The following is a 13,971-nucleotide window of genomic DNA, read 5'->3' on the forward strand; positions in this document are numbered from 1 at the left end:
AGGTGGAGGGCTATTTTTCTAAATTCTATTATTTTATGTTGTTTTTATTAGCTAAAATCAAAAAAGATTCCAGAGTGTTGGGAACCCTAAAGGGTTTCCCAACACTCTGAAAAAAACACCTTACTTCAACGAGTAAGGTGATTTTTTATTAAATAAACAATCCAGCGATTGTCGCAGATAAAATAGAAGCAAGTGTTGATGCAAATAGCATTTTCCAACCAAATTTCGATACGACGCTTCCTTGTTTCTCAGAAAGAGCACGAATTGTACCAACGATCGCGCCAATTTGGCTAATACTTGCGAAGCTAATTAAGAATACTGTAACGATTCCAACTGTACGTGGAGATAATGTTGCTGCAACACCTTTTAAATCAAGGATTGCTACAAACTCGTTTAATACAATCTTCGTACCCATAATTCCGCCAGCTGGGATAATATCTTGAGCTGGAATCCCCATTAAAAATGCGAATGGAGCAAGTACGTAACCGAAGATTTGTTGTAACGTAACAGCATGTCCCATTGCCCCTGAAGCTGCACTAATTACGTAGTTTACAACTTCCATCACACCGATGAAGGCGATCATTAATGCTGCAACGATACCAGCTACTTTTAAACCATCAAGCGCGCCGTTAATCATCGCACCGATAAAGCTGTCTCCGAATAGCGTTCTATCAAATTTTTGAATCACTTCGTCTTCTTTTTTCGTATCAACTGGTGTTAATAACGAACAAACGATTAAGCTTGAGAATAAGTTTAGCGGAAGAGCTGCTAGTACGTATTTTGCATCTAACATCATTACGTATGATGCTGTAACAGAAGCAGAAACTGAGCTCATTGCAGAACAACAAATGATAAACATACGGTTTTTATTGAAATGTTGTAAATCATTTTTAATAACGATTAACGCTTCACTTGAACCGAAGAATACAGAGTTTACCGCATGGAACGATTCAACGCGTGGTAAACCAGTAATTTTTGAAATCGCACCGCCGACAACACGAACGATGAATGGTAAAACACCTAAATAACTAAAGATAGAAAGTAGTGCAGAGAAGAATACGATAATTAATAGTACGTTTAAGAAAAAGACAAAGTCTCTTTGAATTCCATTAAAGAGAAAATCAACACCTGTCGTACCAAGTTTAATTAGTTTGTTGAAAACTTTACCAATGAAAATAATGATTTGTTGACCAATCTTTGTGCCAAACATAAACCAACCGATTAAAATTTGAAAACCAATCATAATAGCAATTGCACGGAAGTTGATTTTACTTTTGTTGTTTGACAAAGCAAAACATAAACCTAAAACGACAAGAATACCGATAATGCTCATTACATATTGCATGTAGTTGCCCCTTTCAGAAGTTCGTATAAAGTTTGTACATAAAACGCTCGTTGTATTACTAAAAATAAAACAAAGAGGTTTTATGTCATACGTAAGATGTCTGACCTTTTAGAAAAATGGAAATAAAAAAAGGCCCATATGGATTCACTTTCATCTATGAGAGAAAGCTAATCAATATGAGTCCTTTTTTGCACATAGGCTAATATTCATTAGTTTTCCCCATAGTCCAGCAATTTAAGGTTGCCGGGTAGAAACTCTCGATCCATATTATCGAGTATATATGAGGTAACATCGTCCGTATTAAATTAGTAGTAGCGTAACATTAACAGAGAACTATCGTCAATAGCTTTTTTTCTTCCAATAGAAATAGACCATATAAGTATGATAAAATGTAACGCAGTGTTATGAAAAAGAGAGGTCGGAAAATGAGTACAAAAATGACGCCACCAGTTGAAAAAAACGAGTTTATAGATGTAGTATTTGAAGATTTAACACATGATGGTGCCGGTGTTGCGAAAGTAAAAGGCTATCCTATTTTCGTTAAGAACGGATTACCAGGTGAAGAAGCGCAAATTAAAATTATTAAAGTGAAGAAAAACTTCGCATTCGGTCGTTTAATGAAGCTTCATACAGAGAGCCCATATCGTAAAGATGCCGAATGCCCAGTGTACAATCAGTGCGGCGGTTGTCAGCTTCAGCATTTAACATATGAAGGACAATTACAAGCGAAAGAAAAACAAGTACGCGACGTTATGCAGCGCATTGGAGGACTAAGCGATGTTTCTGTTCATCCTGTACTTGGCATGAAGAATCCGTGGGTATACCGTAATAAAGCACAAGTGCCAATTGGAGAACGTGAAGGTGGACTTGTAGCTGGTTTCTATCGTCAAGGAACGCATGACATTATTAATATGGAATCATGTTTAATTCAAGCAGAAGAAAACGATACATTGATTCAAGAAGTAAAACGTATTTGTGAAAAACACGGTATTTCGGCGTACAACGAAGAGCGTAACAAAGGAACACTTCGTCACGTAATGGCTCGTTACGGACAAGTAACAGGGGAGATTATGCTTGTCTTCATTACTCGTACAGCAGAACTGCCAAACAAAAAAGCGATCATTGAAGAAATTGCTACGAAATTCCCAGAAGTAAAATCAATTGTTCAAAACGTAAACCCGAAACGTACAAATGTAATCTTCGGAGACAAAACGACAGTACTGTACGGATCAGAATATATTTATGACTTTATCGGCGATATTAAATTTGCGATTTCAGCACGTTCATTCTACCAAGTAAACCCAGAACAAACAAAAGTGTTATACGATAAAACGTTAGAATACGCAAAATTAGATGGCAATGAAACAGTAATTGATGCCTATTGTGGAATTGGATCAATCTCCTTATTCCTAGCACAAAAAGCGAAAAAAGTGTACGGCGTTGAAATCGTCCCAGAAGCGATCGAAGACGCAAAGCGTAACGCAGCACTAAACAACATGACAAACGCTGAATTTGGTGTAGGAGAAGCAGAAGTAGTTATTCCAAAATGGTACAAAGAAGGCGTAATCGCTGACACAATGGTCGTAGATCCACCGCGTAAAGGTTGTGATGAGGCACTACTTAACACAATCATCGACATGAAACCAAAACGCGTCGTATACGTATCATGTAACCCAGCAACATTGGCACGTGACTTAAAAGTACTAGAAGAAGGCGGATATAAGACGCAGGAAGTACAACCTGTTGATATGTTCCCGCATACGACTCATGTGGAGTGTGTAGCTTGGCTGAAGTTGGTATAATAGGAAAGCAGTTGATATAGGAAAATCTATACCATCTGCTTTTTGGTTTATTGAGAGTTTGAAATTGTATTCATAGTGAGAGGATTTGAATTTGAAATGATAGATAATTTTTGGCGTAATTTACCACGACCATTTTTCGTACTTGCACCAATGGAAGATGTGACAGACGTTGTTTTCCGTCACGTAGTAAGTGAAGCTGGTCGTCCAGATGTATTCTTCACAGAGTTCACAAACTCAGATAGCTATTGTCATCCAGAAGGTATGAAAAGCGTACGTGGTCGTTTAATTTTTACAGAAGATGAACAGCCAATGGTGGCACATATTTGGGGAGATAATCCTGAATATTTCCGTCAAATGAGTATTGGTATGGCAGAGTTAGGATTTAAAGGCATTGATATTAATATGGGCTGCCCTGTACCGAACGTAGCATCAAGAGGGAAAGGTAGTGGTCTTATTCTACGTCCAGACGTTGCGGCAGAACTTATTCAAGCTGCAAAAGCAGGCGGACTACCTGTCAGCGTAAAAACAAGACTTGGCTTTAAAGAGTTAAGTGAGTGGGAAGATTGGTTAACGCATATTTTCAAACAAGATATTGCAAACCTTTCTATTCACTTACGTACAAGAGAAGAGATGAGCCAAGTAGATGCACACTGGGAGCTAATTCCGGAGATTAAAAAATTACGTGATCGTATTGCACCAAATACGCTCCTAACGATAAACGGAGACATTCCTGACCGTAAAACTGGGCTGGAACTTGCTGAAAAATACGGTATTGATGGTGTTATGATTGGACGAGGCATCTTTAAAAATCCATTTGCCTTTGAAAAAGAACCAAGAGAGCATAGTAGTAAAGAACATCTAGATCTTTTAAGACTACAGCTCGATCTTCAAGATCAATATGCAGAAGTATTACCACGCTCTATCACAGGACTACATCGCTTCTTCAAAATTTATGTAAAAGGCTTCCCTGGAGCTGCTGAATTGAGAAATCAGTTGATGAGTACGAAGTCGACGGATGAAGTGCGTACATTGCTTAATCAGTTTGAGGCGAGTGTTAGTGAGACACAGGGGAGTGAAACTGTGTAACTTTTGAAAGTTAGAAGGGATGGAGTGTAGCAATTTTATCCCGCATTAACGAGCAGTAAGACCCCCACCTCAAAATTCAGCGGAAGCAAAGAAGTTAGGTGGGGGGCGGACTGCCCATAAAAGCCTGATTGGTTCAACTAATAATAAGTGGGGGATGAACCAAACCCCCACTTATTAAATAAAGTTTCACTTTATTACGCCTATAATTGGAGGCTATGTAAATGTTAAGTGATCAGACGAGATATTCTAGGCTCGCAAATATAACAAAAATAATAAATACAAAATTAGAACTACGTGAAGTATTGCAGCGTGTAACAATGGCGATATCAGAGGAGATTGTTAGGTGTGACGCTGTTGGAATTTATTTACCTGAAGAAGATGGAACATTTAGAGGGTTTGCGGGAAAACCAGAGACCATAAATGGCGTAACGCTCGATACGCAGGTAATTGATCCTGAAATAGACTTACTGGCAAAAGAAGTTATTGAAACTAAAAAAACGATCTATATTCCTGATACCTCAAAGGATCATCGACCGGATCCGAGACCAGTCGATGCGTTCAAAATTAAATCTTTATTAGCTCTGCCTATCTCATTTGGGCAAGAGTTATTTGGTCTTGTTTTTTTATTTGATTATGGAGTTCCAATGAACTTAACAGATTCAGAAATTCAAAGTGTTGAAGCTTATGTAAATATGGCGGCGGTCGCCATTCAAAACGCAAAAAATTTAACCCAAAAAGAAAATCTTATTGCCGAGAAGCAGCTGTTACTAAATGTTACCCGTGATTTATCAGTGTGTTCCTCGGTACAGGAGATTTTTGATAAATGTTTTTTTTACTTAGGACAGATTTTAGAGAGTAAAAACATGGCTGCCCACCTTTTAGACCGGCTAGATAAAACAACGATTAAAACAACGAAATTAAGCGCGGACTGTGATTGGGCAGAAACTGACTGGACGGAGAAAACCTATGAAGCCAAGCTTCGAAAGGTTATTCAAACAAAAAATATAGATAGTAAGGGCCTACTGATGCTGCCATTAGTTTCGATGGGAGAAGTATTAGGGGTAATCGTCGTTGGTAAAGGGGCAAAAGCTCATAATTACGATGCTTCCCGAATTCAACTGGCAAAATCTATCGTTGATGCTACAGCTCCTACGTTTTCAAACTTGTTATATATGGATCAACTTGAAAGTATGGTGGAAGAAAGAACGAGAGAACTAGCTGTTGCTAATGAAAAAGTTACAAGTGTGATTGAAAGTATTACGGATGGATTCTTGACTTTGAATAATAAATGGGAATTTACGTACGTAAATAAGCATCAACATTTCCCGCAAAGAAAAACAGCAAAAGATGTATTAGGTAAGAATATATGGGAGGTCTTCCCAAGTAGCATCGATACAGTTATATATAAGGAGCTTCATCGTGTAATGTCAGAGCGAAATACAGTTCATTTCGAATTTCTTTCTACCTCTGAAGAATATTGGTATGAAGTTATTGCATATCCGTATGATGATGGCATTTGTTGTATTTGTAAAAATATAACGGAAAAAAAGCAATATGAGCAGGAATTGAAAAGGTTATCCAACATAGAGTTAATAGGGCAAATGGCAGCAGGTATTAGCCACGAGATTAGAAATCCAATGACAACAGTACGAGGATTTTTGCAGTTATTAAAAGAAGAGAACAACTATGAGAAACATAATAACTACTTTAATTTAATGGTTGAAGAACTTGATCGTGCCAATTCTATTATTACTGAATTTCTCTCAATCGGTAATACAAAGAAATCAGATTTGCAGATGTTAGATTTAAACTCAATTATCCGTGATATTATTCCTTTAATAAAGATTGATACGCATAATCAAAATAAATATATTCAAGTCGATACAAATGACGTTCCAGAATTACTCTTAAATCGTAATGAGATAAGGCAATTATTAATGAACCTATACCGTAATGGCTTAGAAGCGATGAGTACAGGGAAAACTCTAACCATTAGCACCTATAAGGAAGGGCAAAAATGTGTGGTGCTTGCAGTGCGGGATGAAGGGCATGGTATCAGGCCTGAAGTATTAGAGAAACTGGGGACTCCATTTTACACAACCAAAGATAATGGAACTGGATTGGGATTAGGCGTATGTTATGCCATTGCTGCCCGTCATAATGCAAAAATAGAAATTCAAACAGGATCCGAAGGCACTACCTTTTTTGTTAAATTTAATTATTTAAATAATAAAAACTAATCTTATTTAGATTAGTTTTGTTGAACTGTATCACAAATATTTATATTTGAGTAGTATAAAAAAATGGACAAACCTATATTAGATTTGTCCATTTTTAAGTGTGTTAATTAATAGTAAAGCCCCAACCATAATTTCGCACGGTTATTCCATCCCTTTTTGCTTTATTAATATCATCCTCAAAGGAAGGTGCTATCCCACTACCAACTAAAATACCTTTTACAGTATTTAATTTTAATTCTTTTTTACATAGTTTAATATAATGTTTAATTTGATTTAAAGCGTTTCTATCAATAGGTCCTTTCTTAATTTCTACTACAATAAATTCGTTATTAGTAGTATCTCTTAATAACAAATCTAAACGTGATTCATCTGAGAAGATATGTTGTGATTTTTCAATTTTATAGTTTACATCAAGTATTGAAGGGTTAGAAATGATGAATTTCTCGATATCTCTTTCTAAAATTTGAAATACTTCTTCAGCGGTTAAAACTCTATTAGTAAGTCTACCCTTGGACTCATTTTGCTCAATTAAATCTAACAATAAATTGATATCAGATGGATTCAATTCTTTCCAAGTACGAAGAGCAGAAGAAATTGCACTTAATAAAGATTGATTAGGATTAAGGTTTGCAGGTCTGGATAATTTACTCAATAATTCAGGGGTAATTTCCAAAGGAACTTGAAGGACTTTAGATTGAATAGGATTTCCAAACGCAATACATTCGCTTGGTGTTAGTTGTTGTATCTCTTTCTTTAGGTGGGGATTATCATATTTATTCATGATTAAACGATTCTGTTTGATATCTTTTACAATCACGACTTCTTCGACCAGATAATATGCGGTTATATAGCGCTTGTTATGTATTGTTTTATGAAAGAATAGAAAATCTCCCTTTTGTACTTTTTGGAGTTTGTCGGTATTAGCCCCTGACTCTCCATATGTATATTCTGTTAGCATCGGGTCCTCATGTCCGAAATTTCGTTCAGCATCTTTATAACCAATTAGATAATTCATTATTGATTCCCTCCTATATGAACTCTAGTATCATTATAATCCAATTGGTTTTAAATAGATAATTTAAAGTGCCTAAAAGCATATGTTGCTGTTTTAAAATCATCTCCACAAGCATTAATCCACCTAAGACTACAAAACCTTCCCCTAAAGTGTTAAAGTAGTAATTTGACGACATTCATTTACACATGCTAAAAGCATTACTATAATCAACATTTCAGGAGGAAACCCAATGGCAATGAGCAATAACGATATATTAAAAAGAGTAAGATATGCTTTAGATATAAAAGATATAGATATGGTAGAAATTTTTAAACTTGGCGGAATGGAAGTAACGAAAGAAGACGTAGTTGATATGCTTACAAAAATAAAGAGAGCGCCTCAGCACGAACCTGAAAACCCTGATGTGGAAGAAGATGAGTACGTAAAAACATGCGATATGATGATGTTAGAGGCATTTTTAAATGGATTTATTACTTTAAAACGAGGTAAGCAAGATCCGAAACCAGGGCAACCGGCACCTGTACAAAGCAAAGAGAGTGCGAATAACCTTCTTCTAAAGAAAATGAAAATAGCACTATCTTTAACGAGTGAGGATGTACTTGATATATTAGATAGCGTAGGCGTTACGGTGACTAAGGGAGAACTAGGCGCTCTATTAAGAAAAAAAGGCCATAAAAATTACAAAGAGTGCGGCGATAGATACGCAAGGAATTTCATTAAAGGATTAGCTGTAAAGTATAGAGGATAATGAGTTCGTCAAAGCAGCAAATGGTATAATAGGTAGAGTAGGATGTTCGTATCCTACTCTTTTTATATGTAAAATAATACGTTAGGTGATGAAATGGTACATACTTATTTAGGTGAGACAATTAATTTTCATATAACTTATAAGAAGAAAAAATCAGTGCGTCTTTTTGTAGATTCTTACGGAAATGTAGAAGTACAAGCTCCGAAAGGGACACCTGTTGAATATTTAGTCCAGTTGCTAGAGGAGAAGTGGGATTGGATTCAGACAACCTGTAAGGAAATGGAGGAGCGAGCGCGTGGACCACAGGAAAAGGATTACGATCAAGGAGAAGGCTTTTTGTATTTAGGAAGTATGTATCCGATACAAATTTCTCAAGATGCAAATATTACGCAAGACAATGCAGTGTTTGAAGGAGATAAGCTACATATTTATGTGAAAGATCTTAAAGATGAGAAAATACAGCAAGCTTTAAAACGCTTTTACTATAAGCAGTGTAAGTCATTAGTAGAGAAGAGTATTAAAGCGCATCAAAGTAACTTTAAAACAAAACCACGTTCTATTCGTATTACAGATAGTAGTCGCACGTGGGGTACTTGTGATTCGAATTTACAACTAACCTTCAATTGGAAGCTAGCGATGGCACCACAGCGAGTAATTGATTATGTAGTTGTTCATGAAATGTGTCATATGGTTCATTTAAATCATGATCGCTCTTTTTGGCGTCTTGTCGGGAAGATCATGCCTGATTATAAGGAAATGGAGAACTGGTTAGCGTTATCTAGTTGGAAGATGACGGTTTAATGTTACGCTTTGTATAGGTTGCGATTATTGTCAATATTTGTCGGTAAGTCGATATATTTCAAAAATCGCTGATATATTTGAAGTTGCAATCGATATGTTCAATGAAGAGAAAGCAAAAGGAGATGTCACAGCAGACATCTCCTTTTTTTTCTGGCGTAGCAATTATCGTCCAAACTTCACAATAAAATCTCCATCCACCTTCTCCATCTCATACCCACGATAACCCTCCGAAAGCAACGCCTGCTGTCCACCAGCATCACTCATCGGAACGATCTTAATATCCGTCCAATCTTGTTTTTTAACTCCGCGCAATTCCTTCACAAAAACATACCGCATACTACCACCATACTTCTCCTTCAATGCAGCAATCTCCATCCCTTGTGAGAACTTATCTTTTAAACTTGGAATGTTAAAAGGTGCAACAGTGCAGCACACATAATCATATTTGCCGTTTTCTTTTTGTAATTCGTCCATGATGACTGTCGCTAATATTTTTTGCATCCCATTTCCGCGGCAGTTCGGATGAACGTTTGAGATTTCTTGATAGATGACGCGGTGTAGTTCACTTTCTGGTAAGCCGATATCAAGTCCTAAATGTTCATCGTCCATAGGAGGGACGAGTAGGGCGCGAAATGCGATGAGTTCGTTTTTGATAAAAGCACCGATCATCATGCCATTTCCTTCTAGAATGTATTGAAATTCTTCTAACGATAGTGGTTGTAAGCGACTTTTATCCTCAAGCGTCTCAACTACAACGTTTTGTAGTGATAAGATTTGTTCGATGTTCTCTAGTGTGAGTAATGTAACGTGAAATCGCTCATTATTTTGTTTTAATCTGCCTTCGTATAGAACTGTCATGCGTTAGTCCTCCTTTAGCGTACAACGTCTTGAAAGACGGTAAGTTCTTGCAGGATATCCTCATTTATTTCAATGCCGAGTCCTGGCTTTTCGTTTAAGCGAATAAATGGTACGTCGTAATGTAAGTTTCCGATGTCTTTCGTGAACTTTAATGGACCTGTTAGCTCGACGCTCGTAATGATTTTTTTCGAGAAAGCGACATGGAATCCTGCGGAAGAGGCAACGGATGATTCGACCATAGATCCAACTTGGCATTCAATGCCTGCCATTTCAGCTTGATGAGCGAGTTTTACAGCGGGATATATGCCGCCGCATTTCATTAGTTTTATGTTTACTTTATCAGCAGCGTCTAATTTAATAATTTGGCGCATTTCACGAGAGCTCTTTAATCCTTCATCAATCATAAGCGGAAGGTCTGTTTTCGAACGAATATGAGCCATTGCGTCAATATCGTCTGCGACAACAGGCTGTTCAATCCAGTCGATGTTTACATGACCTAATGAACGAAGTGCTGTTAATGTGTTGGCGCTATTTTTCCACCCTTGGTTTACATCAACGCGAATCGCAATATCATTTCCTACACGTGCACGTACCGCTTCAATTCTTTTTACATCTTCTTTTACATTTGTACCGACTTTCATTTTGAAAGATTGGTAACCTTTCTGAATCATAGAGGCAGCTTCTTCGGCCATTTCTTCTGGGTCTGCGATGCTTAAAACGTGAGTAACAGGGAACTCATCATGGTAGCGCCCACCAATTAGTTGATATACAGGCTGATTTAATTTTTTACCCATTATATCAAAGCAAGCAATATCAATTGCGGCTTTCGCTGTTGGAACACCGTAAATTGTATTGTCCATCATATCGTGTATTTTTTCGATATTCATTGGATTTTGGCCGATAAGGGCAGGAGCTAGTGTATGCTTTAAAGTATGAAAAGTACTTTCCCATGATTCGCCTGTAACGTGATCATCAGCGACGCCTTCACCGTACCCGATAATGCCCTCATCTGTTTCCATTTTGACGATAATAGAAGGCATATCAGAATAAGAACCATAACTAATAACAAACGGATCGCGAAGCGGTAAACGAATTGCATAAAGATGAATAGCTGTAATTTTCATTAGGTAGAGACCCCTTCCTGTTTACAATGGTTTTGTACATTTGATATAGTTGACGTTAAATAGTCGTTAATTAATGATAAGGAGTTAGAGAAATGATGATAAAAATTGCAGTTGTCGGTTCAAAAGAGTTTATGGAGACACTTTTACCTATTGCTCATAAAATAGAAGAAATAGAAATTGATCCATATATTTACCTTCATCCGGCAGAATCTTCTGAACTATTAAAGCGTTTAAAGCCTTGTGATTTCATCTTTTTCTCAGGTGCTTTACCTTATTATATGGCAAAAGAAATAAGAGAACAATTACGAATTCCGAGTACGTACTTACAGCAAGACGAGACAACCATCGCATCTTCCATTCTTTCTGTCATGTATCACCAAGGTATTCAACCACATCAAATCTCAATTGATTTAGTAGACCGCTCATTTATTGTAAATGTGTTCGAGGATATCGGTATAAAAGAAAGTCCACAAGTGTTTGATTATGAAAATATGCTGTGGAGTAAAGATGAAATAAATAGAGTTATTGATTTTCATGTAGCTAAATATCAATCTGGAGAAGCTCATTTAGCTTTAACTAGTATTCATGCTGTCTATGATGAACTTCAAAAAATAGGTATTCCTTCAGAACGTATGATAGATCCGAAGCAATCTATTATACATGGGTTAAAAAATGCGAAAATAAAAGCTGAGTTAGCAAGAAGCCATTCAGCTACTGTTGGTGCTTGTATTATTTCTTCTTTAGAATTACGAGATGTTTTGCTTGAGCAATTAAATGTCATTTCAAAAGAACTACGTGGTTCATTTAAAACAATTGATGAAATGACGTTCATTTTGTATACAACTCGTGGTGATATTGAATCCATTATAAAAACAAATATGATAAATAATTTATTTGCGAGTATAGAAGGAACGATAGCTATTGGATTTGGTTACGGAAAAACTGTGAAAGAAGCGGAGCAAAATGCTAAAATCGCCCAAGGTTTCGCGAAGAATAATCCAATAGACCACTGTTTTTATATACTAACAAGTGATAAAGAACTATTTGGTCCGTTCCCGAAAGAACAGAGAGTACAAAGTTTGAAGAACGACAACCCGGAACTAATGAAAATAGCGAAGGAAACGAAACTTAGCCCAGCAAATTTATCAAAGATTATTCAATTTAGTCAATCACATCCGTCATTGAAGTTTACAGCAGCAGATCTTTCTGAATACTTACAAGTGACTCGACGATCAACTGAAAGGTTATTAAAGAAACTAGTTGATTATGGGTATGTTCATATTTGCGGCGAGGAAATGCCTTATCAACAAGGGCGTCCTCGCGCAATATACGAACTGAATTTACCGTTATCTTTAAGCTTCTAATTGAGCTTTTTGTTTTTTTAGTAGTTCCGCTTTTTCAATGTCAGATAGTTTCGTAATTGTGAGACCAGTTATACCGTAAATAATCGAGATAATAGGTACGATGAAATTCAATATAGCATAAGGAGCATATTCGAAAGCACCTACGCCGAGTGTTGCGAGTATAAATACACCGCATGTATTCCAAGGTACAAAAACAGAAGTTAATGTTCCGCCATCTTCTAATGCTCTGGATAAATTTTTAGAATGTAGTCCTTTTTCTGTGTATGCATTCGCGTACATTCTTGAAGGAACAACAATCGAGATATATTGTTCAGAGCAAGTAAGGTTTGTTGCAAAGCAAGATGCGATAGTTGAAGCGATAAGTCCTTTTGCTGATGTCGCTAATTTTAAAATTTGATTTACAATGGAGCGAAGAATACCTGTATGTTCTAATACTCCTCCGAAAGTCATAGCGACAATGGTCATAGAGACGGTATTCATCATAGAGCTTAAACCACCACGATTAAATAGCTCGTCTACTAGCTTGTTGCCAGTGTCTATGACAAATCCACTTTGGAGTGCAGCAACAGCTGATGAGACAGAACCACCTTGAATAAAGACTTGTGATAAAAATCCTAAAATAATACCTACGAGAATAGCTGGTATAGCAGGAACTTTTTTAGCAACTAACACCATAACGACTACAGGTATGATTAGTAGGAAAGGCGAGATAACAAAGTTTTGCTGCAATACTTGTAACGTTTGCTCGATACTTTTTGCATCAATATTGTTAGCGCCGAAGCTTCTTCCTAAGAACGCATAAACGATAAGAGTAATAATTAAACCTGGAATTGTAGTAAATAACATATGACGAATATGTGTGAATAAATCTGTATTTGTTAATCCTGCGGCTAAGTTTGTTGTGTCTGAAAGCGGTGACATTTTATCGCCGAAATAAGAACCGGAAATGATAGCACCGGCAACCATTGGAGCTGGGATTCCCATACTAAGGCCAATGCCCATTCCTGCAACACCAATTGTTCCCATTGTAGACCAAGAGCTACCGATAGCTAATGCAACAATAGAACAAATAATTGTAATTGAAACTAAAAATAGTGATGGAGTTAATAGATTTAAACCGTAATAAATCATTGTTGCGACGATTCCACCACCAATCCAAGCACCGATCGTTAAACCTACTAGGATAATGATAACGATAGCGGGTAATGCGAGGCGAATTCCTTTATACATTGCTTCTTCAATGTCGTTCCATTTGTAACCGTAACGCCAAGCGACGATGGAAGCAACGGTTGTACCGATAATAAGTGGGACGTGAGGGCTTTGTTTTAATACAACAATTGTAACCATCATAACTGCAACTGTAATGATAATAGGGATCATGGCTACACCAAAAGGTATTTCTTTTTTCATAAAGGTCCTCCTCGTTATGTATGTTTGTTTGTATTTTTAGAATTGTCGTAAAATAGACGTTTATTAGGTTATGATAACTAAAAATATATGTAAGCGTCAATATAAAAGACAGAAAATAAGTAATATTCTAGTTGTTTGTTTAGTTTGTAATATAGATGTAGAGTAAGCCTTTTTAGTG

At 36.7% G+C, this 13,971-nt stretch carries 11 protein-coding genes and 1 riboswitch; of the genes, 6 read left to right on the plus strand and 5 right to left on the minus strand.

Annotated elements, in window-relative coordinates:
• Positions 1-148: 148 nt before the first annotated feature.
• Positions 149-1,345, minus strand: a complete 1,197-nt coding sequence (locus ACTFRN_RS27395) for a NupC/NupG family nucleoside CNT transporter (RefSeq protein ID WP_001200497.1) — start codon at positions 1,343-1,345, stop codon at positions 149-151.
• A gap of 202 nt (positions 1,346-1,547) precedes the next feature.
• Positions 1,548-1,649: riboswitch (purine riboswitch) on the minus strand.
• Between the two features lie 121 nt (positions 1,650-1,770).
• Between ACTFRN_RS27395 and rlmD the strand changes: the two genes are divergently transcribed.
• The 3 genes from rlmD (at position 1,771) to ACTFRN_RS27410 (ending at position 6,473) form a co-directional block, all read left to right on the plus strand.
• Positions 1,771-3,147, plus strand: coding sequence for a 23S rRNA (uracil(1939)-C(5))-methyltransferase RlmD (gene rlmD, locus ACTFRN_RS27400; RefSeq protein WP_074615570.1), 1,377 nt, complete (start codon positions 1,771-1,773; stop codon positions 3,145-3,147).
• A 96-nt stretch (positions 3,148-3,243) separates the two neighbouring features.
• On the plus strand, positions 3,244-4,233 hold the full coding sequence (locus ACTFRN_RS27405) for a tRNA dihydrouridine synthase (protein WP_000566719.1): 990 nt from the start codon (positions 3,244-3,246) through the stop codon (positions 4,231-4,233).
• A gap of 221 nt (positions 4,234-4,454) precedes the next feature.
• Positions 4,455-6,473: a GAF domain-containing sensor histidine kinase gene (locus ACTFRN_RS27410; RefSeq protein WP_088106368.1), complete on the plus strand. Its 2,019-nt coding sequence runs from the start codon at positions 4,455-4,457 to the stop codon at positions 6,471-6,473.
• A 103-nt stretch (positions 6,474-6,576) separates the two neighbouring features.
• Here the strand turns inward: ACTFRN_RS27410 and ACTFRN_RS27415 are convergent, their stop codons facing one another.
• On the minus strand, positions 6,577-7,488 hold the full coding sequence (locus ACTFRN_RS27415) for an endonuclease NucS domain-containing protein (RefSeq protein ID WP_001108406.1): 912 nt from the start codon (positions 7,486-7,488) through the stop codon (positions 6,577-6,579).
• Between the two features lie 229 nt (positions 7,489-7,717).
• Here ACTFRN_RS27415 and ACTFRN_RS27420 point away from each other — a divergent pair, with 229 nt between their 5' ends.
• Together ACTFRN_RS27420 and ACTFRN_RS27425 are read left to right on the plus strand one after the other, a co-directional pair.
• The gene (locus ACTFRN_RS27420) at positions 7,718-8,236 is read left to right on the plus strand and encodes a DUF1456 family protein (RefSeq protein ID WP_001251709.1); all 519 of its coding nucleotides are present in this window, start codon (positions 7,718-7,720) and stop codon (positions 8,234-8,236) included.
• A gap of 93 nt (positions 8,237-8,329) precedes the next feature.
• Positions 8,330-9,037 (plus strand): M48 family metallopeptidase, encoded by a 708-nt coding sequence (locus tag ACTFRN_RS27425; protein ID WP_000233752.1) that lies wholly within the window; start codon positions 8,330-8,332, stop codon positions 9,035-9,037.
• A gap of 162 nt (positions 9,038-9,199) precedes the next feature.
• On the opposite strand, the gene ACTFRN_RS27430 is transcribed toward ACTFRN_RS27425, so the two are convergent.
• Both ACTFRN_RS27430 and ACTFRN_RS27435 read right to left on the minus strand, forming a co-directional pair.
• Complete coding sequence (locus ACTFRN_RS27430) at positions 9,200-9,895, minus strand: hypothetical protein (RefSeq protein WP_000217528.1); 696 nt, start codon at positions 9,893-9,895, stop codon at positions 9,200-9,202.
• 14 nt (positions 9,896-9,909) lie between these two features.
• Complete coding sequence (locus tag ACTFRN_RS27435; RefSeq protein WP_049112344.1) at positions 9,910-11,019, minus strand: mandelate racemase/muconate lactonizing enzyme family protein; 1,110 nt, start codon at positions 11,017-11,019, stop codon at positions 9,910-9,912.
• Positions 11,020-11,111: 92 nt separating this feature from the next.
• Between ACTFRN_RS27435 and ACTFRN_RS27440 the strand changes: the two genes are divergently transcribed.
• Positions 11,112-12,383: a hypothetical protein gene (locus ACTFRN_RS27440; RefSeq protein WP_014893356.1), complete on the plus strand. Its 1,272-nt coding sequence runs from the start codon at positions 11,112-11,114 to the stop codon at positions 12,381-12,383.
• Here the strand turns inward: ACTFRN_RS27440 and nhaC are convergent.
• On the minus strand, positions 12,372-13,793 hold the full coding sequence (gene nhaC, locus ACTFRN_RS27445) for a Na+/H+ antiporter NhaC (RefSeq protein WP_000711544.1): 1,422 nt from the start codon (positions 13,791-13,793) through the stop codon (positions 12,372-12,374). The two genes, ACTFRN_RS27440 and nhaC, sit on opposite strands and share 12 nt — an antisense overlap.
• Positions 13,794-13,971: the final 178 nt, after the last annotated feature.

The sequence above is a fragment of the Bacillus cereus group sp. MYBK245-2 genome (assembly GCF_051916145.1).
GTDB classification, from domain to species: domain Bacteria; phylum Bacillota; class Bacilli; order Bacillales; family Bacillaceae_G; genus Bacillus_A; species Bacillus_A pacificus.